General features: G+C 74.3%; 19 protein-coding genes and 1 pseudogene. 13 read left to right on the forward strand and 7 right to left on the reverse strand.

Annotated features, from left to right (window positions below):
- The first annotated feature begins 183 nt into the window (after positions 1–183).
- On the forward strand, positions 184–1,326 hold the full coding sequence (gene rsgA, locus ACIRNI_RS20165) for a ribosome small subunit-dependent GTPase A (RefSeq protein ID WP_403552769.1): 1,143 nt from the start codon (positions 184–186) through the stop codon (positions 1,324–1,326).
- Between the two features lie 117 nt (positions 1,327–1,443).
- On the opposite strand, the gene ACIRNI_RS20170 is transcribed toward rsgA, so the two are convergent.
- Positions 1,444–2,379, reverse strand: coding sequence for a hypothetical protein (locus ACIRNI_RS20170; protein ID WP_403552770.1), 936 nt, complete (start codon positions 2,377–2,379; stop codon positions 1,444–1,446).
- A 150-nt stretch (positions 2,380–2,529) separates the two neighbouring features.
- Here ACIRNI_RS20170 and ACIRNI_RS20175 point away from each other — a divergent pair, with 150 nt between their 5' ends.
- On the forward strand, positions 2,530–5,880 hold the full coding sequence (locus ACIRNI_RS20175) for a tetratricopeptide repeat protein (protein WP_403552772.1): 3,351 nt from the start codon (positions 2,530–2,532) through the stop codon (positions 5,878–5,880).
- A gap of 79 nt (positions 5,881–5,959) precedes the next feature.
- The gene (locus tag ACIRNI_RS20180; RefSeq protein WP_403552774.1) at positions 5,960–7,447 is read left to right on the forward strand and encodes a DNA-3-methyladenine glycosylase 2 family protein; all 1,488 of its coding nucleotides are present in this window, start codon (positions 5,960–5,962) and stop codon (positions 7,445–7,447) included.
- On the opposite strand, the pseudogene ACIRNI_RS20185 reads toward ACIRNI_RS20180, so the two are convergent.
- Positions 7,369–7,740 (reverse strand): annotated as a pseudogene (locus ACIRNI_RS20185) (DUF456 domain-containing protein); the annotation flags it as partial. The gene ACIRNI_RS20180 and the pseudogene ACIRNI_RS20185 sit on opposite strands and share 79 nt — an antisense overlap.
- 78 nt (positions 7,741–7,818) lie before the next feature.
- Entirely contained in the window at positions 7,819–8,802 is a 984-nt protein-coding gene (locus tag ACIRNI_RS20190) for a helix-turn-helix domain-containing protein (protein ID WP_403552867.1), read from the reverse strand.
- A 195-nt stretch (positions 8,803–8,997) separates the two neighbouring features.
- On the opposite strand from ACIRNI_RS20190, the gene ACIRNI_RS20195 reads away from it, so the two are divergent.
- From ACIRNI_RS20195 to ACIRNI_RS20205, 3 genes are all read left to right on the forward strand, one after another.
- Complete coding sequence (locus tag ACIRNI_RS20195; protein WP_403552776.1) at positions 8,998–10,194, forward strand: protein phosphatase 2C domain-containing protein; 1,197 nt, start codon at positions 8,998–9,000, stop codon at positions 10,192–10,194.
- Positions 10,195–10,231: 37 nt separating this feature from the next.
- The gene (locus tag ACIRNI_RS20200; RefSeq protein ID WP_403552778.1) at positions 10,232–11,977 is read left to right on the forward strand and encodes a pyruvate dehydrogenase; all 1,746 of its coding nucleotides are present in this window, start codon (positions 10,232–10,234) and stop codon (positions 11,975–11,977) included.
- 136 nt (positions 11,978–12,113) lie between these two features.
- Positions 12,114–12,533 carry an ATP-binding protein gene (locus ACIRNI_RS20205; protein WP_403552780.1) on the forward strand — a complete coding sequence of 140 codons (420 nt, stop codon included), beginning with the start codon at positions 12,114–12,116 and terminating at the stop codon, positions 12,531–12,533.
- A 51-nt stretch (positions 12,534–12,584) separates the two neighbouring features.
- Here the strand turns inward: ACIRNI_RS20205 and ACIRNI_RS20210 are convergent, their stop codons facing one another.
- Together ACIRNI_RS20210 and ACIRNI_RS20215 are read right to left on the reverse strand one after the other, a co-directional pair.
- Positions 12,585–13,730, reverse strand: coding sequence for a DUF2637 domain-containing protein (locus ACIRNI_RS20210; RefSeq protein ID WP_403552782.1), 1,146 nt, complete (start codon positions 13,728–13,730; stop codon positions 12,585–12,587).
- Positions 13,731–13,930: 200 nt separating this feature from the next.
- Complete coding sequence (locus tag ACIRNI_RS20215) at positions 13,931–14,842, reverse strand: (2Fe-2S)-binding protein (RefSeq protein ID WP_403552784.1); 912 nt, start codon at positions 14,840–14,842, stop codon at positions 13,931–13,933.
- 211 nt (positions 14,843–15,053) lie between these two features.
- On the opposite strand from ACIRNI_RS20215, the gene ACIRNI_RS20220 reads away from it, so the two are divergent.
- The 5 genes from ACIRNI_RS20220 (at position 15,054) to ACIRNI_RS20240 (ending at position 19,804) form a co-directional block, all read left to right on the forward strand.
- The gene (locus tag ACIRNI_RS20220) at positions 15,054–15,815 is read left to right on the forward strand and encodes a GntR family transcriptional regulator (RefSeq protein WP_403552869.1); all 762 of its coding nucleotides are present in this window, start codon (positions 15,054–15,056) and stop codon (positions 15,813–15,815) included.
- Positions 15,812–16,948: a hypothetical protein gene (locus ACIRNI_RS20225; protein WP_403552786.1), complete on the forward strand. Its 1,137-nt coding sequence runs from the start codon at positions 15,812–15,814 to the stop codon at positions 16,946–16,948. Before ACIRNI_RS20220 ends, ACIRNI_RS20225 begins: the two co-directional genes overlap by 4 nt.
- A gap of 88 nt (positions 16,949–17,036) precedes the next feature.
- A complete protein-coding gene (locus ACIRNI_RS20230) occupies positions 17,037–18,257 on the forward strand; it encodes a hypothetical protein (protein WP_403552788.1) in 1,221 nt (406 codons plus the stop codon).
- Positions 18,258–18,383: 126 nt separating this feature from the next.
- Positions 18,384–18,875, forward strand: a complete 492-nt coding sequence (locus tag ACIRNI_RS20235; protein ID WP_403552790.1) for a hypothetical protein — start codon at positions 18,384–18,386, stop codon at positions 18,873–18,875.
- A 77-nt stretch (positions 18,876–18,952) separates the two neighbouring features.
- Positions 18,953–19,804 carry an arylamine N-acetyltransferase gene (locus tag ACIRNI_RS20240; protein ID WP_403552792.1) on the forward strand — a complete coding sequence of 284 codons (852 nt, stop codon included), beginning with the start codon at positions 18,953–18,955 and terminating at the stop codon, positions 19,802–19,804.
- A gap of 5 nt (positions 19,805–19,809) precedes the next feature.
- Here the strand turns inward: ACIRNI_RS20240 and ACIRNI_RS20245 are convergent, their stop codons facing one another.
- Positions 19,810–19,995, reverse strand: coding sequence for a DUF397 domain-containing protein (locus ACIRNI_RS20245; protein ID WP_403552794.1), 186 nt, complete (start codon positions 19,993–19,995; stop codon positions 19,810–19,812).
- Between ACIRNI_RS20245 and ACIRNI_RS20250 the strand changes: the two genes are divergently transcribed.
- Complete coding sequence (locus ACIRNI_RS20250) at positions 19,983–20,405, forward strand: ATP-binding protein (RefSeq protein ID WP_403552796.1); 423 nt, start codon at positions 19,983–19,985, stop codon at positions 20,403–20,405. The genes ACIRNI_RS20245 and ACIRNI_RS20250 overlap by 13 nt on opposite strands.
- Before the next feature lie 103 nt (positions 20,406–20,508).
- Positions 20,509–21,834, forward strand: coding sequence for a jacalin-like lectin (locus ACIRNI_RS20255; protein WP_403552798.1), 1,326 nt, complete (start codon positions 20,509–20,511; stop codon positions 21,832–21,834).
- A 13-nt stretch (positions 21,835–21,847) separates the two neighbouring features.
- Here the strand turns inward: ACIRNI_RS20255 and ACIRNI_RS20260 are convergent, their stop codons facing one another.
- Complete coding sequence (locus tag ACIRNI_RS20260; RefSeq protein WP_403552800.1) at positions 21,848–23,275, reverse strand: hypothetical protein; 1,428 nt, start codon at positions 23,273–23,275, stop codon at positions 21,848–21,850.
- Positions 23,276–23,305: the final 30 nt, after the last annotated feature.

A 23,305-nucleotide genomic window follows, 5' to 3' on the forward strand; every position in this document is an offset into this window, starting at 1 on the left:
ACGTCAGAACTATGGGCGGGAGGTGTTGACCGATGACTGTCATTGCGCTGGGCGCTGCCCGCATCCAGTTCCCTGTCACCGCCACTCCCGTGGCCTCCGGCTGACGCAACGCATCCCTGAGCCGCGTGCCCGTCCGGGCGCGCGCCCTCGCCGGAGGTCACCCTTCCTCGAAGGGTTCCCCCCTTGTCCTCGTCGACTTCGTCGTCCTCTTCGTCTTCTTCCTCTTCTTTCGCCTTCTCCTCTCCCTCCGCGCCGCATCCCCTCGCCCCGTACGGCTGGGATGCGGCGTGGGAGGCGGAATTCGCCCCGTACGCCGCCCAGGGGCTGCTCGCCGGCCGGGTGGTACGGGCCGACCGCGGCCAGTGCGACGTCGTCACGGCCGACGGGCTCGTCCGCGCGGACACCGCCTTCGTGACGCCGCACGATCCGCTGCGGGTCGTCTGCGCCGGTGACTGGGCCGCCGTCGACCCCGACGGCACTCCGCAGTACGTACGCGCCTATCTGCCGCGCCGTACCGCGTTCGTGCGCTCCACCTCCTCCAAGCGGTCCGAGGGGCAGATCCTCGCGGCCAACGTCGACCACGTCGTCATCGCGGTCTCCCTCGCCGGCGAGCTCGACCTGAACCGGATCGAGCGGTTCCTCGCCCTCGCCTGGGAGTCCGGCGCCCAGCCGCTCGTCGTGCTCACCAAGGCGGACCTGGTGCCCGACCCCGTGGGGCTGTCGTACCTGGTGCAGGACGTCGAAACCGCCGCACCCGGCGTGCAGGTCCTGCCGGTCAGCTCCGCCACCGGCGAGGGCGTCGACGTGCTCGCCGCCGTCGTGGCGGGCGGCACCAGCGTGCTGCTCGGCGTCTCCGGCGCGGGCAAGTCCACCCTCGCCAACGCGCTGCTCGGCGAGGACGCCATGGCCGTCCAGGCCATCCGCGACGTCGACGGCAAGGGCCGGCACACCACCACGACCCGGAACCTGCTCCTCCTGCCGGGCGGCGGCGTGCTGATCGACACGCCCGGGCTGCGCGGCGTCGGCATGTGGGACGCCGGGACGGGCGTGGGGCACGTGTTCTCCGAGATCGAGAAGCTCGCGGAGGAGTGCCGGTTCCACGACTGCGCCCACCAGGCGGAGCCCGGTTGCGCGGTCCTCGCCGCCATCGAGGACGGCACCCTGCCGGAGCGGCGCCTGGACAGCTACCGCAAGCTCCTCCGCGAGAACCAGTACATCGTCGCCAAGACCGACGCCCGCCTGCGCGCGGAGATCCGCAAGGACTGGAAGCGCAAGGGCGCGCAGGGCCGCGCGGCGATGGAGGCGAAGCGGGGGCGCGTGAGCTGACGCGGTACCGCCGGCACGACCCGTACGACCGGGCCGGCCGGCACCGGGTGCCCGTGCTTGCCTACCTTCCGGGCACGGGCACCCCGCGTGGGCACCCCGCGTCGGTGAGCGGCCGCGTCAGTGAGCGGCCGCCTCCGCGACGCCGCCCCGCAGCGCCTCGGCCAGCGGCAGCACCGTCTCGTCGTGGCCGAGGTACTTGACCGCCGGATGCGCGTCCAGACCGGGGTTCGAGACCTTCCTCGTCTCCTCCAGCGCCTCGCACGGACCCGTCAGCACCTTGCGCAGGTTCATCGACGCCACGATGTAGTCGTCGCGGTCGGCGACGTTCACCCAGCGGGCCACCTGAGGGGGCGCGCACGGCGGCTGCGGGCGCACCCGCTCCCGCACGATCGTGCGCAGCCCCAGCGGCGAACCGAAGGTCACCAGCAGCGGCAGCGGCGCGTCCAGCCGGTGCAGGGCCTCGTAGGCGACGACCGTCCCCAGGGAGTGCGCGTACACCGCGCGCGTCTCCGGCCCGATCTCGGCCAGCACGGCCTGCTGCGCCCGCTCCCGGATGTCCTCGTCCTCCAAGTACGCGGCGACCTGGGCGAGGTTCCGCAGCAGCGTGGTCTTCAGCGCGCCGAAGACCGAGCGCGCGACGATGCCGCAGCGGGCCAGGCTGCCCACCGTGAGCCGGAGCAGCTCCGGAACGCCCTGCTCGGGCCCGAGATCCTCACGGAACACCGTCAGTTCCCGTGCCGCCTCCGCGCGGTCGTCCGGGTCGGCGGCGTGCTCCTCCACGTTCTCCAGCAGGTCCTGGCCGACACGCTGGGCGGTGGCCGCCATCGTCTCGGGCAGCGGCTGGTCCCACTCGTCGCGGGGCGTGTACGGCTTGAAGAGGTCGCGGTAGTACGCCATGGCAGTGCTGACGTGCCCGGTCGCGAGCCGATCGGCGAGGTCCGACTCGCCGGCCGCCCGCAGGGTTCCGCTGATGGCCGCGGTCCACTCGGCGTGGAGTTCGCCGACGGGCTGGTCCAAGGGGCCGATGCCATGGACGAGAACGACTTCTGCCACCGTGCGCGGTCCCCCTCCGCCGGCCCGGCGCCGGCCGTCACCGGCCCGGGCTTGTCGCTGTCGCACCAGGATCCCTTCTCAGCCCGTGGACGGTCAACTCGCCATCAGGCAGCCGCCTTTGCCCAACGCTCAATCACCGATAATGGCGCGATGTCGAACCGCTTCTCCTTGGTGATCGCCGCGCAGTGGGACGGCTCCGGCCGCCACCTGGACGACCTCGCGCGTCAGGCGGAGGCGCTCAACGCGCATCTGCTCGACGACGACCGCGGCGGCTGCCTGCCCGCCCACGGCGGCGGCCTGCTGCTCGACCCGGACGGCGTCGAGGCCGTGCGGGACGCGGTCGCCGCCGCCTTCGCCCACACCACGGCGTCCGCCCAGGACGGGCCCGCCACCCTTTTGCTCGCCTTCCTCGGCCACGGAGTCGGCGTCCGCCACGACGACTTCCTCTACCCCGTGGCCACCAGCCCGGCCGCGCTCGACGTACGGACGGCCTACTCGGTCCCGGCAGGCCTGCGCGACGGACTGACCCGCCACGGGGACGTCCGCGCGCTGGCCGTGGTCATCGACGCCTGCCAGTCCGGCGTCGCCGCGCTGGCCGCCGCCCAGGAGTGGTTCCCCGCCTCCATGGAACGGGGCCGTGAGATCGCGGTCCTCACCTCCGCCTCCACCGACCAGCCCGCCTACGGCCTGTCGTTCGTACGCGAGGTCAACCGGGTGCTGCGGAACGGCCACGCGCGCCTGGACCGCCTCCTCCACCACGACCAGCTGCGCTGGGCGGCGGGCTCGGCGACCAGGGGGCAGCAGCCGCAGACGGTGGCGCACGGCGGCGCCTACAGCGGCCCCGACCCCGCACGACCGCACTGGATCTCCAGGAACGCCGCCTACGTCAAGGCGTTCAGCGTGCTGGCGTTCAGCCCGCCCGGCGAGGCGCAGCTGACGCATCTGCGGCGGTTCCAGACGCCCGAGTCGCTGCCCGGGATCATCGACGCGGTGACGACCCACCGCGCGGTGGCGGTCGTGGGCCGCAAGGGGTACGGCAAGAGCGTGCTCGCCGCCGCGCTGTGCAGACCGGAACTCCTCGCGCACGCCGCGAAGTTCCGCGTCACGGCCCTGCACCACCTGGGTCCGACCTCCGCGGACGAACGGGTCCTCTCGGACGTCGCCCGCCAACTCGCCGCCTATCTTCCCGGGTTCGCGGCCGCCCAAGCGGCGTTCCGGAGCGAAGTGCCGCAGTCCGAACGCAACGCGATGCCACCGCAGCGGCGCCTGCTGGCCGAGCCCCTGTCCCGCTGCGCGTCCACCGGGCCCGTACGCGTCGTCGTGGACGCCCTCGACCAGATGGAACCGAGCCAGATCCCGCGCCTGACCGAGGCGCTGGACAGCCTCGTCGAGGGCACGCCTCCCTGGTTCGGCATCGTCGTCACCAGCCGCGACGGGATCCGGCTGCCCGCCTCCTGGCACCGGCTGCCCATGACCCCCGCCTCCGACGAGCAGATCAAGGGGTACCTCCGCACCGAGGGCGGCGGGGCCGGACGGCGTGCCGACATCCTCCGGCGGGCCGCCGGCAACTGGCAGACGGTCCGCCTGCTGGTCCAGGCCGGGGCCGCGGCCGGTTCCGAAACCCTCCACGACGCCCTGTACGAGGAGGCCTGGGACCGCGCCCGCAGGAACGCGCCCGGCGGCCGGGCGGAGTGGGTGGACGCCGTGCTCAACGTCCTGGGCGCCGTGGGCCAGGGCCCGGTGCTGCCCCGCCCCCTCCTGCTCCGGGCGGCCGCGCACCTCCACGGCCCCGGCACCGAACCCGAACTCGACCAGGTGCTGGAGCTGCTGCCCGGGCTGCTGAGCCGGGTCCCCGAGCCCCGCGTCGGCGAGATGATCGGCGCCGACCACCAGACCATGGTGGACCACATCGCCGAGACGGCCGAGCTCGAGGGGCGGCTGTCCCCGACGGAAGGGCACCGTGCCCTCGCCGAAGCGCTCGGCACAATGGCACCCATGACCCAGCACGATCCGGACGATCCCCTGCACGCGTACGCGCGCGACGCCGAGCCCGTACACCTGTGGGAGCTGGGCGAGTACCAGCGCGTACTCGCCAGTCTGGAGGCCCGGCCCTCGACCGACGCGGCCGCCAACCGCGACCGGTGGCTGGCCTGGTGCGAGCGGCTGTCCGCCCGGCCCGGCCCGGAGCACATCGCGACCCTGCGGGCCCGCCAGCACGCCGCCTACTGGGCCGGGCGCGCCGGGTCGTACAGCACCTCGCGCGCGATGTACGAGGCGGTGCTGGAGGTGCAGTCGCGCGTCCTGCCGCCCGACGACGAGGACACCCTGGAGAGCAGGCACCGCATCGCCTACGCGACCGGCCAAATGGGCCGCTTCGCCGAGGCGGTGGCGCTGCACCGGGAACTCCTCGCCACCCAGACCCGGGTCCTCGGGCCCGACGACCGGCGGACTCTCGAAACCCGCCACCACATCGCCTACTGGACCGGGCGCGGCGGGGCGATGGCCGAGGGCCTGCGGCTCCACGAGGAGCTCCTCCCGCACCAGATCCGGGTCCTCGGGCCCACGCACCGGGACGTCCTGGAGAGCCGCCACTACATCGCGTACTGGTACGGCCGCCTCGGCCGGCCGGACGAGGCGCTCGCCATGCACGAGCGACTGCTGCGCGACCGCGTCGAGGTCTTCGGCGAGGACCACGAGCAAGTCGTCTTCAGCCGCATGAACATCTGCAAGTTCACCGCCGAGGGCGGCCGGCCCCGGGAGGGCCTCGCCGCGTACCGCGACCTGCTCCCGCAGGTGGAGCGGGTCAAGAGCCCGCACCACCCCGACGCGCTCCTCGTACGGCTCAACATCGCGCGCTACACCTGGGAGCTCGGCGACCCGGTGGAGGGGCTGCGGCTCCACGAGGAACTCCTCGCCGACCAGCGGCGCGTCAACGGCGACCGCCACCCCACCGTGCTGATCACCCGGCACAACATCGCCTGGATCCACGGGGATAGTGGCGACCCGGAGCGCGCGGTGCGCGAGCTCACCGCCCTGCGCGACGAGCGGATCGAGGTGTACGGCTCCGAGGACCACCCCGAGGTCCTGACGACCCGCCTCGGCATCGCGTGGTGGACCGCCGCCGCCGGAGACCCGGAGGCGGGCGTGGCCCAGCTGCGCACGGTCCTCGCGGACCGGGCCCGGGTGCTGGGCGATGACCACCCCGACGTACTGGACGCCGGCTCACGCCTCGGCGAGCTGCTCGGGCGAGCGGGGGCGGGACATACGGAGGAGGCGGTGGAGCTGCTGTCCGCGACGGCGGCCGAGCAGGCGCGGCGCAACGGCGCCCGCCACCCGCACACCCTCGCCACCCGCGCCCGCCTGGCGGACGTCCTACTGCGGACGGGCCGCCCGGCGGAAGCCAGGGAGCTGCTGGCCGGGCTGCTCCCTCACCAGGCGGAGGTGCTGGGATCACGGCACCCGGCCACGCGGGCGACCGAGAACGCGCTCGCCGCGGGATGAACGACCGGGTGAACGGGAGAACGAACGCGGTGTCCGAAAACCGCCGGACCGCACCCGGCGGCCCGGCGACACTGGAGGCGTGACAGAGACGGACAGCGAGGCGGACACCCGGTACGAGGCGGTGTGCAGCCGCGACGCGCGCTTCGACGGGGAGTTCTTCTTCGCGGTGGTGACCACCGGCATCTACTGCCGGCCCAGCTGCCCGGCCGTCACGCCCAAGCGGCGGAACGTCACGTTCTTCCCGACCGCCGCCGCGGCCCAGCGCCACGGCTTCCGGGCCTGCCGGCGCTGCCGGCCCGACGCCGTGCCGGGGTCCGCCGCCTGGAACGTACGCGCGGACGTGGTGGCGCGGGCCATGCGCCTGATCGGTGACGGGATCGTGGACCGCGAGGGCGTCCCCGGACTGGCGGAGCGGCTCGGCTACAGCGCGCGCCAGGTGCAGCGGCTGCTCAACGCCGAGCTCGGCGCCGGGCCGGTCGCGCTCGCCCGGGCCCAGCGCGCCCACACCGCGCGGACACTCCTGCAGACGACGCCGCTGCCGGTCACGGAGATCGCCTTCGCGTCCGGGCACTCCAGCGTGCGGCAGTTCAACGACACGATCCGGGAGATCTACGCGCGCACGCCGAGCGAGCTGCGCGGCGAGCGGCGCGGCCGGGCGGCCGCCGGGCCCGGCGGGGTGCCGCTGCGGCTCGCGTACCGGGGCGCGTACGCCGCGCGGGAGGTCTTCGACCTGCTGGAGGGCGAGGCCGTCGACGGCGTGGAGGAGATCGCCGGCCGCCCCGGCGCGCGCACCTACCGGCGTACGCTGCGGCTGCCGTACGGCTCCGGGACCGCCGCCGTCGACGAGCGGTCCTCCGGGCCGTGGCTGGAGGCCCGCGTCCACCTGAGCGACCTGCGCGACCTGACGACCGCCGTCCAGCGGCTGCGCCGCCTGTTCGACCTGGACGCCGACCCGTACGCGGTCGCCGAGCGGCTCGGCTCCCTCGCGGCCGCCCGCCCCGGCCTGCGGTCGCCCGGCGCCGCGGAGCCGGAGGAGTTCGCGGTCCGGGCCGTGGTGGGGCACGCGGAGGCGCGGCGGCTGGTCGAGGAGTACGGAACGCCGCTCGACACCCCGTGCGGCGGCCTCACCCACCTGTTCCCCGAGCCCGCCGCGCTCGTCGGACACCCGAGGGCCGGGGCGCTCGCCGCCGCGCTGGCCGGCGGTGACCTGCGGCTCGACCCGGGCGCCGACCGCGACGAGGCCGAGCGGGCCCTGCGCGCACTGCCCGGGGTCGGCGCCCGGGCGGCCGCGTTGATCCGGATGCGCGCCCTCGGCGACCCGGACGTGGCGCTCGACGAGCGCGCGGACCGGGAGGAGTGGCGGCCCTGGCGTTCGTACGCCACCCGGTACCTGAGAGGTGGCCCGACGGACCCTCAGCCGCCGAACACCGCGCCGATCCAGCCGCCGACGACCAGCAGGCACGCGAACAGCTCCACCAGCACACTCGCGCCGATGGCCCGCATCACCGTCCGGGTCGAGGCGACGGCCGGCCCGTGGCCGCCCAGCCGGAACCGCTCCGAGAGGTAGATGCCGCCGATGTAGCCCGGTACGGCTCCGACCACCGGGACCAGCACGAAGCCGAGCAGCGCGCCCACACCCGCGTACACCACCATCCGGACGGTGACGCCCACGCCGCGCAGCCGGCGCGCGGGCAGCTGCCAGACGACGACCTGGGTCAGCAGGAGCAGGGCCGTCGCGCCGACGAGCAGCCACCAGGCGAGGCCGCTCTTCTCGTGGAGCGACCACCACGCGGTCGCCGCCCAGACGAGCCAGGTGCCCGGCACCCCGGGGACCAGCACGCCGAACAGGCCGAGCAGCATCACCGTCCCGGTCACGACGAGCTGCCACGCACCCACGCGTCCAGCCTGCCGGACCCGCTCCTTCCGCGCAGGTCGGCGTCAGCCCCGCGCCACCCACCCGCGTGCGTACGCGTGCCAGCCCAGCTGGAGGCGCGTCGTCACGCCCGCCGCCTCCATCAGGGCCTTCACACGGCGCTGGACCGTGCGCAGGCCGAGGTCCAGCTGCTTGGCGACGCTCGCGTCCGTCAGGCCCGCGAGCAGCAGGGAGAGGATCTCCAGGTCCGTGGCGTCCGGGCCGGGGGCCGCGCCCTGCGCCACGCGGTTGGCGGAGCCCGGCCGCAGCGGCACCGCCTCGCGCCACACCGCCTCGAAGAGGGCCGTCAGCGACTCCAGCAGCCCGCTCGCGTGCACCACCAGCGCCGCCGGTTCCGCGTCCCGGCCGCGCGTCAGGGGCACCACGGCCACGGTCCCGTCGGCGATCACCAGCTCCGAGGGGACCCGGTCCGCGACCCGGAGCCGCCCCGCGCGAGGCAGCAGCCCGGCCACCCCGTCCGGCCGCGACAGCACCTCGCGCGCCACGACCGCGCGGTACTCCACGGACGCGGACTCGGACGCGGACGCGTGCTCGGCATCGGGCTCGGGATCGGGGCCGGGACCGTACGGCTCCGTCATCAGCGCGCACACCTCCCGCACCGCCCCCAGGCGGAGCTGCCGAAGCCGGTGCGCCACCGCGCTCGCGCCCGTCACCACCTCCACCAGGTCGTGCGCCACGGGCCCGGCCGCCTCCGCCCGGTACTCCTCGGCGAGCGCCGCCGCCGCCCGTTCCGCCCGCTCCAGCTCGTGCCGCTGCCGCGTCAGCAGCGCCCCCAGCGCCACGACGGGCGGCGCCGCCACCCAGCGCCCCGCGCCCGCCGGCGACCGGGCGGCCAGGCCCCGCGACTCCAGGCGCCGCAGCGTCCGCTCGGTGTCCGGCTCCGGCAGCGCCAGCCGGTGCGCGAGGTCCGCGACCTCCGCCGCACCCAGCGCCACCAGCGCGCGATACGCCGACTCCTGCCGTTCGTCCAGCCCTATCGCGGACAGCACCCCTGAAGCCCCCTCGTTCCAGTGGCCGTGGCGAGAAACGGCCACGGCGCGAATCCGCCGCGCTCATCATGACCGGCCCACCCGCCCCCCTGCCATGGTGCCGTCGCAGGAACCTCCATCGACACGTCATCAGGATCGGTCGTCTTTTTCCGGATGCCCGTTTTCCGCCGCACCGGGCGGTGGACAATTAAGGGCATGAGCCCACAGGGGGAGACGCCCACCGCCGGCGAGGACGACTGGTGGGAGAAGCTGTACGACGACGGCGCACCGGACACGGCCCCGGCCGCGACGGGCGACACACTGGACGACCGCTTCGACTCGGCGTCCGGCACGGTGGCCGACTCGGTGCCCGACGCCCCGCCCGCCGGTGCGCCCCGACTCCCCGGCCCGCGCGCCGGGTACGTGGGCGACGGCCCGCCGACGTACGACGCCGAGCCGACCGCCCTGCCCCCCGCCCGCGCCGGGCAGTTGGGGCAGCTGGTGGCCGACACCGTGCTCGACGGCGCCCGTTACGGCACCTACACCCTGCGCGCCGCGTCCGTACGGGGCGACTCCGCGCGGTACCGGGGCGAGCCGCGCCGCGACGCGCTGCTGACCGCCCGGTTCGGCGGCGGCGACGCCGCGCTGGTGCTGGTCGCGGTCGCCACCGGGGCGCGCGCCGCCGAGGCCGCGCACCTCGCCGCCGCCGACGCCTGCCGCCGCATCGGCGACGCGGTGGGCCGCAGCCACGCGCGGCTCTCCGAGGACATCAGGGCCGGCCGCCGCCGGGACCTCAAGTCGGGCCTGCACCGCCTGACCGACCGCACCTACGGCACGCTGCGCGCCCGCGCCGCCGAGCTGGGCGTCGCGCCGGAGGAGTACACCGCCGGGCTGCGCTGCCTGCTGATGACCGCCGACCCCGCGTGCCGTACCCGCGTGTTCTTCGGCGTCGGCGATGGCGGGCTGTTCCGGCTGCGCGGCGGCGTCTGGCAGGACATCGAGCCGCGGCCCCCGGAGCGGAAGGACCTCACCGGCGAGCCCGTCGTCGGCTACGGCTCACCCCCGGACCCGGCAAGGGCCGACGCGGCGCCCGCCGAGACACCGGAGGGCGACCGGCTGACCATGGACCTCGGTGTCCCCACGCCCCCCTCCCCGTACATCGAACCCCCGGTCCCGCCCCCGGCGGAACCGTTCCGTTTCCGCGCCTCCGTCGCCCGCCCCGGCGACACGCTGCTGCTCGCCGGCCCCGGGTTCGCCGAGCCGATGCGCGGCGAGGGCGCGCTGGCCAAGGAGCTCGCCGAGCGGTGGGGGAGCGGCGGGCCGCCCGGCCTGGCGCGGTTCCTCGTGGACACCCAGCTCAGGGTGAAGGGCTACGCCGATGACCGTACGGCCGTGGCCCTGTGGGAGGAATGAAGAGGCGTGAACGCCGCGGCCGTGAGATGGATGGACCATGGCCAAACAGAGCGTGGCAGAACAGTTCGTCGACATCCTCGTGCGCGCCGGCGTCCAGCGGATGTACGGCGTCGTCGGCGACAGCCTGAACCCCGTCGTCGACGCCATCCGCCGCACCCGCTCCATCGACTGGGTGCAGGTGCGCCACGAGGAGGCCGCCGCCTTCGCGGCCGGCGCCGAGGCGCAGCTCACCGGCCGGCTCGCCGCCTGCGCCGGCTCCTGCGGCCCCGGCAACCTCCACCTCATCAACGGCCTGTACGACGCGCACCGCTCCATGGCCCCGGTCCTCGCCCTCGCCTCGCACATCCCCTCCGGCGAGATCGGCCTCGGCTACTTCCAGGAGACCCACCCCGAGCGGCTGTTCCAGGAGTGCAGCCACTACTGCGAGCTGATCTCCAGCCCCCAGCAGATGCCCCGGGTCCTCCAGACCGCGATCCAGCACGCCGTCGGCCGCGGCGGGGTCAGCGTCGTCGCCCTGCCCGGCGACCTGGCCGCCCAGTCCGCCCCCGACAAGCCCGTCGAGCAGGCCCTGGTCACCACCCGCCCCACCGTCCGCCCCGGCGACGCCGAGATCGACGCGCTCGTCCGGCTCATCGACGACGCCGACAAGGTCACGCTCTTCTGCGGCGCCGGCACCAAGGGCGCCCACGCCGAGGTGATGCAGTTCGCGGAGCGCGTCAAGGCACCGGTCGGCCACGCCCTGCGCGGCAAGGAGTGGATCCAGTACGACAACCCGTACGACGTGGGGATGAGCGGGCTGCTCGGCTACGGCGCCGCCTACGAAGCCACGCACGAGTGCGATCTCCTCCTGCTCCTCGGCACGGACTTCCCGTACACCGCCTTCCTCCCGGACGGCGGCGTCAAGATCGCCCAGGTCGACGTGCGGCCGGAACACCTCGGCCGCCGCACCACACTGGACCTCGCCGTCTGGGGGGACGTGCGCGAGACCCTGCGCTGCCTCGTGCCCCGCGTGCGCCCCAAGTCCAGCCGCACATTCCTCGACAAGATGCTGAAGAAGCACACCGACGCCCTGGAGGGGGTCGTCTCGGCGTACACGAGGAAGGTGGAGAAGCACACCCCGATCCACCCCGAGTACGTCGCCGCCGTCCTGGACGAGATGGCCGACGACGACGCGGTCTTCACCGTGGACACCGGCATGTGCAACGTGTGGGCCGCCCGCTATCTGACCCCCAACGGGCGGCGGCGCATTCTCGGCTCGTTCCGGCACGGCTCGATGGCCAACGCCCTGCCGCAGGCCATCGGCGCCCAACTCGTCGACCGCAAGCGGCAGGTCGTCTCCATGTCGGGCGACGGCGGCTTCTCGATGCTGATGGGCGACTTCCTTACCCTGGTCCAGCACGACCTGCCGGTGAAGGTGGTGCTCTTCAACAACTCCTCGCTGGGGATGGTGGAGCTGGAGATGCTCGTCGCGGGCCTGCCGTCGTACGGCACCGACAACCACAACCCCGACTTCGCGGCCGTCGCGCGGGCGGCCGGCGCGTACGGCGTGCGCGTCGAGAAGCCGAAGCACCTCGCGGGCGCGCTGAAGGACGCCTTCAAACACAAGGGTCCGGCGCTCGTCGACGTGGTGACCGACCCCAACGCCCTCTCCATCCCGCCGAAGATCAAGGCCGAGATGGTGACGGGCTTCGCGCTCTCCGCCAGCAAGATCGTGCTGGACGGAGGGGTCGGCCGGATGCTCCAGATGGCCCGCTCCAACCTGCGCAACATCCCCCGGCCCTGACGCCCGGCCGTACCCCGATGCGCCCCCCTGACCGCCCCCCTGGCCTGGCAATCGCAGGCGTGGCGGCGTGTGGGCAGGGGCATGCATCCCGTGAACCAGTTCGAGCGAAAGGGCCGACGACGTGCGGGTGGGGGCTATGAGTGGGCGTCAGGCAGCGGCACGACCGACGCGGTGGCGCAAGCACGTGACCGGCGAGGACCTCACGGCCGTACGGGAGGTGAGGCACGGACTGCGCGAGCTACTGCGGCACTCGGGCCAACCGGGCTCCGCCGACGCGGCGGAGCTGCTCACCAGCGAACTGGTGACCAACGCGCTGATCCACACCCGGCACGGCGCGGTCGTCACGGCCACGGTCCACCCGGGGAGCGTCTTAAGGGTGGAGGTGCGGGACTTCGACGGGGCGCCGCCGCTGCCCCACATATCCGTGGCCGACGACAGCACGCACGGCAGAGGACTCTTCCTGGTGCAGGCGCTCGCCGACGCGTGGGGGGTACGGGGTCACGGGATGGGCAAGACGGTGTGGTTCGAGCTGGCCGGCTCCGACGGGCCCGCCTGACGCACGGGGCGCCCGGACGGACCCGCCGACGACACGTCCCCACGGGGCGCTTCAGCCGAACTGCTGCTCCAGGTGCTTGAGCTTCCGCTCCAGGGAGTCCAGCGGCTCCAGCCGTGGCAGCGACTGCGTGTCGTCCTCCGCGGTGAGGTCGACCGTACGCGGTTCAGCGTCCTTCACGGCCTGGAGGGAGGGCCGGGATCGGGGCGGCGGCTCCCCCGTCCCTGGTATGGCAGGCTCCGCGATGGAGGACCCCACCGTCGTCGACGCGGAGCCGGATCCGGAGGAGCGGTTCGCGTGGTTGACGGGCTGCACCTCGACGTGGGTGGAGCCCAGGGCGGAGTTCATGGCGGCGCTCATCGCGGGGTTCATGGTCCGGACGTCGACCTGGCGGCCGCCGCGCCCGAGCCCCCAGGCCCGGTGCTGCCGGTTGAACGCCCGCAGGCGGGCCCGCTCCCGCTTCGCCTCCTCACGCCGCCGCAGCCGGCTCTGCTGCTTCTGCCGCCGGTCCTCGCGGACCTCGTCGACGGCCTCGTCCAGCGTCCGTACGCCTTCCAGCAGCATCAGCGACCACGCGCCGAACGTCTCGCGGGGCGCCCGCAGCCACCGGACGATCCGGATCTGCGGCAGCGGCCGGGGCACCAGCCCCTGTTCGCGCAGCGCCGCCCGGCGGGTCTGCTTCAGTGCCCGGTCGAACAGCACGGCCGCCGACAGCGACATGCCCGCGAAGAAGTGCGGGGCGCCCGCGTGCCCGGCGCCCCGGGGCGCGTGCACCCAGTTGAACCACGCCGCCGCACCCGCGAACGTCCACACCAGCAGGCGGGAGCCGAGCGCCGCGTCACCGTGGCTGGCCTCGCGCACCGCGAGGACCGAGCAGAACATCGCGGCGCCGTCGAGGCCGAACGGCACCAGGTACTCCCAGCCGCCGGACAGGCTCAGGTTCTGGCGGCCGAAGCCGACCAGGCCGTGGAAGGAGAGCGCGGCGGCGACCGCGGCGCAACAGAAGAGGAGCAGGTAGGAGGCGGTGCCGTAGACGGCTTCCTTGCGGCGGCGGCGCTCCTCGCCGCGCTCCCAGGAGTCGTCGGCGGCCTTTTCGCCGGCTCGCTTGCCGCGCGTGAGCACCGCCACCGCCGCCACGACCCCCACCAGCATCACGCCGCCCGGAAGCAGCCAGTCCAGCGATATGTCGGTCAGTCTCATGCGGTGTCCCTCGCATCGTCGCTCGCGGTAGGGCGGTCGGCCGCCATATTGGCCGACCGCCGCGGGGCACCACGGGGTTTCGGAGCAAGAGGACGCCATCGGGGTCGCACGGCATACGAATAGGTGTGATCTGATCGAACGGCCGTAGCGATGGCGCGAGTTGTGTTCGATTCACGCCACCCGGGCGGGTGGCGTGGAGGTCACGCCGATGCGCTCAACTTGCGTACGCGGTCGGCGTCGCAGGTACGCGGACAGGTGACGCAGGTGTCCTCGGGGCGCAGGGTGTAGAAGAGGCAGCAGCTCGCCCGGTCGCGGGTCGGCAGCGTCTCGCCGCCCGGCCCGGTCAGCTCGCGGAACCCGGCCGAGCCGACGTACGGCTTGGTCGCGGCCGCGCGGGCGGCGGCCTCGGGCCCGGTGCTCGCACCGGCACGGCCCGTCCCCGGCAGCAGCAGGCCCAGCTCCGCCATCGCGCGCGGCTCCTCGCCCAGCAGGTGGCCGATGTACCAGAGCCCCTCGACGATCTCGTCCGTCGCCATGCCCCACAGGGCGCGCTTGCCGCGCCGCATGCGCGGCCCGAAGCCCTCCAGGACCGGGCCCAGGTGCTCGGCCACGGCCGCCCGCACCTCGGCGCGCAGGGCCTCCTCGTCCGGGACGACCCGGGCGCCGGGCAGCGCGGCCGCCGGGTCGCCGGGCAGGCAGGCGAACTCCCGCACCCGGACCGTCATCCGGCCCAGCGCCCGCTGGAACGCCACGTCCGCGACCGGCAGCCGGGGCACCCGGCGGTGCAGGAACCACGGCACGGTGACGAGGAGGCAGGCGGGCCACGCGTACCGGTGCAGCGCGAAGCTGGCGACGACGTCGGGCCGGGCCCGCTGCCCGTAGTCCCGCAGCACCTGCGCGTCGTCCCAGGCGAGGAAGGCGTCCAGGGCCTCCCCGCCGCCCGCGAGCTCGTCCGCGCCGACCCAGCCGGCGCCGCGCGGCGCCGGCTCGCCGTCCGCCAGCTCGCGCACCCGCAGCCCCGGGAAGACCTCGGCGAGGCGGGCGTACGCCTCGGCGACGGGGGAGGCCACGAGGGTGGGGCGGGGCGTCGCGAGGAGCGCGGGGACGGTCATGCAGGGACCACCGATCACGATCGTTGGCAGGTTAGCCTTACCTTACCCGATCTGATCGACATGGGAACCGCGACTCCGTGGCCTATCGTGCACACGGGCCCTTTCCACCGCGAGCCGGGCCCTGGCACCAAGCACCAGGAGGACCCGAGTGGAGCAGCAGGGCAGCGCGCGCGACCGGGCGACGACCCCGTCGCACCCGCCGCACCGGTCACTGCCCGGGCAGCGGCTCGGCGCGCACCCGGCAGCCCGCCTCCCCGAACAGCAGGCACGCGGCGAACACACCCACAGCGAGCCCACGGCCCCCGGCGTCCCCGGAGCCGGAACCGTCCCGGGCCCCGGCGCCGCGTCGCCGCTCGTGCAGCGGCACTCCGTGCGCGGGCAGATCCTCGACGCCCTGCGCACCGCCCTCGTCAGCGGAGAGCTCGCCCCCGGCGAGGTGTACTCGGCGCCCGCGCTCGGCGCGCGCTTCGGCGTCTCCGCCACCCCGGTCCGCGAGGCGATGCAGCAGCTCGCGCTCGAAGGCGCCGTCGAGGTCGTACCGAACCGCGGCTTCCGCGTCACCCGGCGCACCCCGCGCGAGCTCGCCGAGCTCGCCGAGGTCCGCGCCCTCATCGAGGTGCCCGTCATGCTGCGCCTGGCCCGCACGATCCCCGCCGACCGCTGGACCGAGCTGTGGCCCCTCGCCGAGGCGACCGCCGCGGCCGCCGCCCGCGGCGACCTCGCCCACTACGCCGAGTCCGACCGCGCCTTCCACCGCGCCGTCCTCTCGCTGGCCGGCAACGCCCAGCTCGTCGACATCGCCGACGACCTGCACCGCCGCGCCCAGTGGCCACTCACCGACCAGCCCCGCGCCCGCCGCGCCGACCTCGTCGCGGACGCAGCCGAGCACAGCGCCCTGCTGGAGGCGCTGATCGCCCAGGACCTCACGGTGGTGCAGTCGCTGGTGCGCGAGCACTTCACCAGCGCCAAGTGAGCGGCACCGGCGTGACCGGGCGCGCGGCGGTGTGGGCGCTGGCCAACCGGCTGGGCGTGGTCGCGGGGACCCCGGCCGAGCTGCTGTCCGCACTGCTGGCCGGCCCGCCCCGGACCGTACGGGTGGACCTCGCCCCCGACGACGACCTCGTCCACGCGCTGCGCGCCCTGGGCCACGTCGACGTCATCGCGACCGGCCCGCCCCCGCCGGCGCCCACCGCCCCGGTGGACCTCGACGACCCGGCGGCCGTGTGCGCCGCCGACCCGCCGGGCGTCACCGAGGCGTACGCGTCCGGCGCCGACGCCCACGGGGGCCTGCGCGCCGCGTGGCTGCGCGCCGGGCAGGCCCTGGTCCGCGACGACCAGACCCCGGCGGGCCGCGCGCTGGTCCTGCTCACCGCGCTCGACGACACGGCCGACCCCCGGCTCGCGCCCGCGCTCGCGGAACTCTCCGCCGGGCAGCCGTGGCGCCTGGCGTGGTCACGCCGTATGCCCGGCACCGCGCTGACGACCACGACCGACGGGCGCCTGATCGCGGCGGACGAGCCCCGCGCCACGGCGGTCGCGTGCCTCCCGGACGGTACGCGGCTGGAGCTGGACGAACGGGGCCGGCTGCACACGCGCGGCGGCCCGCCGACCCGGCTGACGCAGGCGGTGGCCGCCACCCTGGCCCGCCACCCGGCCACGGCCCTCGCCACCGCCGGCCCCACCGTGCTGACCGGCGACCGGATGGGCACGGTCCACGCCTTCGGCCTCGGCGGGGTGGACCAGGCGGCGCTGCACGCGGGGCGCGTCACCGGGCTGACGGCCACGGCGTCGACCGCGTACCCCGTGACGTACAGCGGCGGAACGGACGGCGCCGTACGCGCCTGGCGCCCCGGCCGCGCACCCGCACGCCGCCCGGTGGCCGAACGCCCGCACCCGGTCGTCGCCCTCCACGCCACCGGCCGGCTCCTCGCGGTCGCCTGGGCGGACGGCCTCGCCGAACTCCACGACCTCGACACGGGCGAGGTCGAGCGCTTCCGCCCCGGCCCCCGGATCCGCGCGGTCGCCGTGACGGCCGACGGCTCGCTGGTCCTGGGGCTGGACGACGTACTGCTCTGCCTGGCCCAGGCGGAACGCTCCTCCGGGTGATCAGGCGCCCCCGGCCCACGACCGGGGTACCCGTGGTGGTCAGGATCCCCTCGAACCCACCCCGCCCGTCCGAAGGGACGCCGCCCTCATGAGCTCCTCGCGCCGCCGCCGTCGCCGCACCGCCGCGCTCTGCGCCCTGGTCGCGCTGCCCGCCTCGCTCACGGCCATGGCCCCCGCGCCGGAGCCCGCCCCGGACTCCGTGTACGCCGTCGCCCTCGGCGACGGCTTCATCGCGGGCGAGGCGGCCCGCTGGAAGGGGAACGCGGAGGGCGACTGGGCCAAGGGCGGTGTCCCGGCCGAGCTGCGCGCCGCCACGGACCGCACGCAGGCCGAGAACCTGCCGCTCGACTCCGTGTACGCCCCCAGCGCCTCGGACTGCCACCGCTCCGACACGGCCGAGATCCACGGCGCCAAGGGCGCGCCCAGCCCGCACGGCGTGGTCGCCCACCCCCTCAACCTGGCCTGCTCCGGCGCGCAGACCCGGCACGTCCTGAGCGAGCCCTACCGGAGCGAGCGGCCCCAGCTCGAACAGCTGAAGGCGCTCCTCGCCCTGGAGCGCACCAAGGTCGGTTACGTGATCCTCTCCGTCGGCGGCTCCGCCCTGCCGGAAGCCGCCCGGAAGTGCGCCGCGTCCTGGAAGGCCAACGCGTACTGCTCGACGGACCCGGCGGTGACGGAGCCCGTGCTCAAGAGTGTCAAGGCGGCGGAGCAGGAGGCCGCCGACACGGTCGCCAAGGTCAAGGAGGCCCTCGCGGCCGCCGGTTCGTCGGCCCGGATCGTCCTCCAGTCCTACCCCGCGACCCTCGCCCCCGGCGACCCGGCCACGACGGCCGGCGACGAACACACCTGGAACCGCTGGTCCACCTTCGGCTGCCCCTTCTACAACCGCGACCTCGCCTGGCTGAACACCGAGGTCTACCCGGCGCTCTCCGCCTCCCTGAAGAAGGCCGCCACGGCCCAGCAGGTGTCCTTCCTCGACGTCCGCCGCCTCGCCGAGGGCCACGAGGTCTGCCAGAAGGCCACCCACCAGGCGGAACTCACCACCCGCGGCCGCGTCTACCTCCCCGCCGCCGCCGACGCGCAGTGGGCCCGCTACTTCGAACGCTCCAAGACCCCCCTCCCCGCCACCGACGAGGCCGAGGCCCTCCACCCCAACTTCTACGGCCAGCAGGCCCTCCGCACCTGCCTCTCCGACGCCCTGAAGCAGCTCGCGCAGTCCGACCAGAACCTCGCCCTGCAGTGCACGGGCGCGCAGCGCAAGGCGCCGACCCACGTCACGACGACGGGGGTTCAGTCCTCGTCCCGGTAGCTCATGAACCAGTGGGTGTCGTGAATACCGGGAGGGTGGACGGCGACGACCCCGACCGTTGGCCCGTCGTCGGGCCCTGACAACGGACGGGGAACCGTGGCCGGCTGCCGAGCGTCCTCAGTGATCATGATTGCTGATGCGGAAGAATTGATCGCCGACTGGGAATCCCTGTATCAGGGCTACTTCCTCGGGGAGCACGACGAGGCCTTGCTGGACTGTGTGGAGCGCCTTGAGAAGGCGCGGGCCGAGCAGCCCGTCGATCCCGATGCGACGGCGTTCTACACGCTGGGCCTGGTGTGGACGCACGGCCACGCGCTGTACGACGCGGCCCCCGAGGTGGCGCGCCGGATCGTGACCGCCTTGACGGCCACCGCCGCGGACCCCGCCGTCGCGCAGGCCGCGTGCCCTCACGCGGGCCATCCGTGCGACGACGACCTGGACACGCACCTGGAGTCCTTCGAGACCGTGTTGGCGCTGTTGACCTGCGGCACCGACTACACCTGGCACGACCTCGACGCCAAGGGCGAACCCGACCCGGAATCCACCTGGCGCTGTCCGCGCAACGTGGCGGGTTTCGCGCTGTCGGCCGCCCGCGAGATCGAGCGGCACCGGCGCTAGCGCCGCCCGGCTCCGAGCGTCTCCGATGCGGATACGGGTGCTGGTCGATCCGGCCGGCACCTGCGTACGGTTGCAGCATGATCAGATCCGGTGACGCCCCGCTCTTCGACCTCGACGCCTACCTCGCCCACATAGGGCTCCCCGGCCCCCGCACGCCCGACGCCGACACGCTGCGTGCCCTGAACCGCGCGCACCTCTACACCGTCCCGTTCGAGAACCTGGACCCCATCCGGGGCATCGCGCCGTCCCTCGCCGTCGAGGACCTGGTCGCGAAGCTGATCCACGGCGGGCGCGGCGGCTACTGCTACGAGCACAACACCCTCTTCGCCACCGCCCTGGAGGCCCTCGGCTTCCGCGTGACCCGGCTTGCCGCCCGCGTCCTCGTCGGCGCCGGCGGCGCGATCCGGCCGCGCACGCACATGTGCCTGCTCGTCGACGTGCCGGGCGAGGACGACCGCTTCCTCGCGGACGTCGGCTTCGGCGCGGCGGGCTCGCTCATCGAGGCGGTGCCGCTGGTCGCCGACACCGAGTTCCGCGCCGGGACGCGTCGCCACCGACTGGTGCACGCCCCGCACGACGGTCCGCTGGAGATGTGGGTGCTCCAGGCGTACGAGTCGGCCGAGGACGGCGGCGCCGGGACGTGGGCCGACCAGTACGCGTTCACCATCGAACCGTTCGAGGCCCCCGACTACGAGGTCATCAACTGGCACATCGCCACGAACCCCCGTTCGCCCTTCTCCCGCACCCTCTACGTCCAGCGGGTCACCGACGACACCCACCTGTCCCTCGCGAACCGCCGCCTCACCGAGACCCGCGCGGACGGCACCCGCACCGAACGGGACGTGACCGACGAGGAACTCCCCGCCGTCCTCACCGCCACCTTCGGCATCACCCCGCCGGAGGGTCTCCCGCCCCTGGCCGGCAGCTGAGCTCCTCAGCGGACGTGCGGGACGAAGGCGGCCCAGGCGGCGGGGGAGAGGGTGAGGTGGGGGTCGGCCGGGTCCTTGGAGTCGCGGACGTGGATGGTGGAGGGGCAGGTGGCGACCTCGACGCAGCTGTCGTTTGCTGAGCCGCTGTAACTGCTCTTGAACCAGGACAACTTGGCCGGTGCCTCCATCATGGCGTTCCTCGCAATCGCTTCAGCATGCAAAGGGATGCTCCACGCGGCGCGGCGCCCGCCTCGCCCGGCACCTCGCCGGGCACCGACTGGACGCGTGGGGCATCCCGTACGGCAGCGACTGCGCCGAGGCGGCCACGCTCGTCGTCGGGGAGCTCGCGGCGAACGCGGTGACGCACGGGCGCGTGCCGGGGCGGGACTTCGAGCTGCGGCTCCTGCTCTCGGGGGACTCCGGGATCGTACGGATCGAGGTCGGCGACACCCGGGGCGAGCGGCGGCCGATGATGGCCGTGCCTGAGCCGTACGGGGACGGCGGGCGCGGGCTCGTACTCGTCGCGGCGCTCGCGGAGGCGTGGGGCGTGGCGGACCGGGTGCCGGTCGGCAAGACCGTCTGGGCCGAGCTGCGGCTGTGACGCGTAGGGCGTCGTTTACGCAACCTCCCTTGCGCCGTTGCCGAGTCGCTCACCACGCTGGGCCCGGTCGATCCGTCTCCCATCGAGCGACTGGAGTCCCCTCATGAGAAAAATCGTCGGCACCTTACTGGCGGGCACGCTCGCCCTCGCCGGGCTCGCCGCCACCGACGCGAGCCCCGCGGCCGCCGCGGACAGTGCCTCCGGCACCTTCAACGTCCTCACGTACAACATCGCCGGTCTGCCGGAGGGGCTGAGCTCCGGCAACCCGAAGACGAACACCCCGCTCATCGCCCCGCGCCTGGCGGCGTACGACATCGTCAACGTGCAGGAGGACTTCAACTACCACGCCGCCCTGTACGCCGGCGACAACCACCCGTACCGCACGGCGACGAGCGGTGGTGCCGGAATCGGCGACGGGCTCAACACCCTCTCCGACCAGCCCTTCGAGGACTTCCAACGGGTCGACTGGAAGGCGTGCGCCGGGACCGACTGCCTGACTCCCAAGGGGTTCACGCTCGCCCGCGTGCGGCTCGCGGAAGGGATCTTCGTCGACGTCTACAACGTCCACGCCAACGCGGACGTGACCGACGCGGCGCTGGCCGCGCGCCGGGCCAACATCGAGCAGCTCTCCGGTTTCATCCGGGCGAACTCGGCCGGTAACGCGGTGATCGTCATGGGCGACACCAACACCCGCTACACCCGGACCGGCGACAACATCCGCACCCTCGCGCAGGAGAACGGTCTGACCGACGCGTGGGTGCAGCTCGTGCGGGGCGGCAGCGCCCCGGCGCAGGGCGGTGACGCGCTCGTCTGCTCGGGTACCGCGCCGACGAACGACTGCGAGGTGGTGGACAAGATCCTCTACCGCGGCGGCAGCCTGATGAACCTCTCCGCCACCCGTTACGACAACGCGTGGGAGTCGTTCCTGGACGCGGGCGGCCGGCACCTCTCGGACCACTTCCCGCACACGGTGGAGTTCTCCTGGACGCGCGCCCCGAAGCTCCGGGCGAGCGACTTCTTCGGCGGCCCGCACGGCACCGCGTTCAACGACGCGGCCGCCCTGCCGTCGCCGGTGTCGCCCCGCACGCTGACGCTGCGCGGCGCCGCCCGCCTCGACGCGGTCGCGCTGACCCACGACGGGGGTACGACGCTGTCCCACGGAGGTACGGGCGGCACGGCCACGTCCCTGACCCTCGCCCCCGGTGAGCACCTCACCTCGGTGACGCTCACGCGCGGCGTGAAGGACGGCCGGACGCGGATCTTCTCGGCCGCCTTCACCACCGACAAGAGCCGCACCCTGACGGCGGGCACGGCCACCTCGGACTCCGTGACCTACGCGGCCCCCGCCGGCTGGCGGATCGTCGGCTTCACGGGCCGCTCAGGAGCCGAGATCGACAAACTGGGCGTGGTGTACGCCCCGATCGGCTGAGAGGCGCCCCGCCCTACGCCTCCTTCCTCGGTATCGCCGCCACCAGGCGACCCCCGGCCACGAAGTGGAGGTGGTCCAGGGAGCCCGCCTCGTAGAACCAGGCTTCGGAGCGGTAGAAGCACAGGTCCGTGGGGATGGGGGAGTCGCGCAGGTCGGCGACGTGGGTGCCCGGGGGGAGCTCGGCGAGCGCGGCGCGCAGCGGGTCGGTGGAGTCGGACCACTCCTCGACGGGGACCGGGCGGGTCCACGGCTCGCCGGTGTTGGGCATGAACCAGTCGAGGGCGGACGAGACCCGGCGGGCGAAGTCCGGCGACTCGATCGCCTCGCGGGCGACGCCGGCGACGGTCAGCAGCAGGTGCGGCAGGGACTCGGCCAGCAGCGACAGCTCCGGGTCCTCGGCGAGCTCGCGCGGGCCGGTGGGGATCGAGACGGCGTAACCCCACTCGCCGGTGTCCGCATCGATGCGGATCTGGGCGAGCGCGACGCTGGGGCCGTACGTGACCCGGGCGATCGGCCAGTACGTGCCGTCGCCGCCCATCATGCGGTGCACCTCGGGATCGACGGTGTGCTCCGGCGCGCCGGGCAGCAGCCGCAGGGTGTGCAGGCCCGGCATGCGGACCCCGCCGATCTCGCGCAGCACCGTGCGGATGTCCTCCGGGACCGGGACCGGCCAGGTGTCCATCTCGGCGTCGGCGCAGCCCGGTTCGAGGGTCACCAGCTCGGGGTGGTCGGCGGCGAGGGCGCGCAGTTCGGCGACCGCGAGGCGCGAGGCGTCGGCGGGGACGCGGTGGCGGCGCACCGGGCGGTCGAGGAAGTCACCGCTGGGCACGCTGCGAAGCAGCAACGCCCGGCCGTCGCCGATGAGTTCGTACTCGATGTCGCTGCTGCCCGTGTCGGCGGTCTCGTACTCCAGTGAGTAGTGCGGCTCCCAGGCCACCCGGCACGGGTAGCCGGGAACCGCCCGCAGGTCCACCAGGTCGGTGAGGGAGTCGCCGCCGTCGGCCAGCGCGGCGAGTTCGGCGTCCGGGCCTTCGGCCGCCTCGATGGAGGGGATCGCGGTGAGGGACACCTCGGGAACGGATCGCTCCGCGCCCAGGGTCGTCAGCCAGGAGGTGAACGACGGCGCCTCGACCACGATCTCCACATCGTCGTACGGCTGTACGCGGACCACCGGCCCCCAGTCCTCGCCGCCGCCCACGCCCACGACCACGTCGCCCGTCCCCCACCGTCCGGCGTCGAGCCCCCGGGGCGTGAAGTCGTAGCGCTCCCGGCCCACCCGTACGCCGCCGACCTCGCGCAGCACCGCGCGTACGGCCTCGGGTATCGCGATCGGCCACCCGTCGAGCTCGGGGTCCGGGATGCCGTCGAGGAGTTCGACACCCTCGCGCGCGCGGAGGGTGTCGACGGCTGTGCGTGCCTGGTCGAGGCTGGTGTCGTTCATGGCCCCGATGATCGCAGAGCCCTCTGACAA

Source organism: Streptomyces sp. NPDC093546 (assembly GCF_044765045.1).
In the GTDB taxonomy this organism is placed as follows: Bacteria; Actinomycetota; Actinomycetes; order Streptomycetales; family Streptomycetaceae; genus Streptomyces.

Bases quoted from the DNA above. Each gene is read 5' to 3' on its own strand.
- ACIRNI_RS20175 (WP_403552772.1), top strand. From the start codon at position 2,530: ATGTCGAACCGCTTCTCCTTGGTGATCGCCGCGCAGTGGGACGGCTCC.
- ACIRNI_RS20195 (WP_403552776.1), top strand. From the start codon at position 8,998: ATGAGCCCACAGGGGGAGACGCCCACCGCCGGCGAGGACGACTGGTGG.
- ACIRNI_RS20200 (WP_403552778.1), top strand. From the start codon at position 10,232: ATGGCCAAACAGAGCGTGGCAGAACAGTTCGTCGACATCCTCGTGCGC.
- ACIRNI_RS20205 (WP_403552780.1), top strand. From the start codon at position 12,114: ATGAGTGGGCGTCAGGCAGCGGCACGACCGACGCGGTGGCGCAAGCAC.
- ACIRNI_RS20210 (WP_403552782.1), bottom strand. From the start codon at position 13,730: ATGAGACTGACCGACATATCGCTGGACTGGCTGCTTCCGGGCGGCGTG.
- ACIRNI_RS20215 (WP_403552784.1), bottom strand. From the start codon at position 14,842: ATGACCGTCCCCGCGCTCCTCGCGACGCCCCGCCCCACCCTCGTGGCC.
- ACIRNI_RS20230 (WP_403552788.1), top strand. From the start codon at position 17,037: ATGAGCTCCTCGCGCCGCCGCCGTCGCCGCACCGCCGCGCTCTGCGCC.
- ACIRNI_RS20235 (WP_403552790.1), top strand. From the start codon at position 18,384: ATGATTGCTGATGCGGAAGAATTGATCGCCGACTGGGAATCCCTGTAT.
- ACIRNI_RS20240 (WP_403552792.1), top strand. From the start codon at position 18,953: ATGATCAGATCCGGTGACGCCCCGCTCTTCGACCTCGACGCCTACCTC.
- ACIRNI_RS20245 (WP_403552794.1), bottom strand. From the start codon at position 19,995: ATGATGGAGGCACCGGCCAAGTTGTCCTGGTTCAAGAGCAGTTACAGC.
- ACIRNI_RS20255 (WP_403552798.1), top strand. From the start codon at position 20,509: ATGAGAAAAATCGTCGGCACCTTACTGGCGGGCACGCTCGCCCTCGCC.
- ACIRNI_RS20260 (WP_403552800.1), bottom strand. From the start codon at position 23,275: ATGAACGACACCAGCCTCGACCAGGCACGCACAGCCGTCGACACCCTC.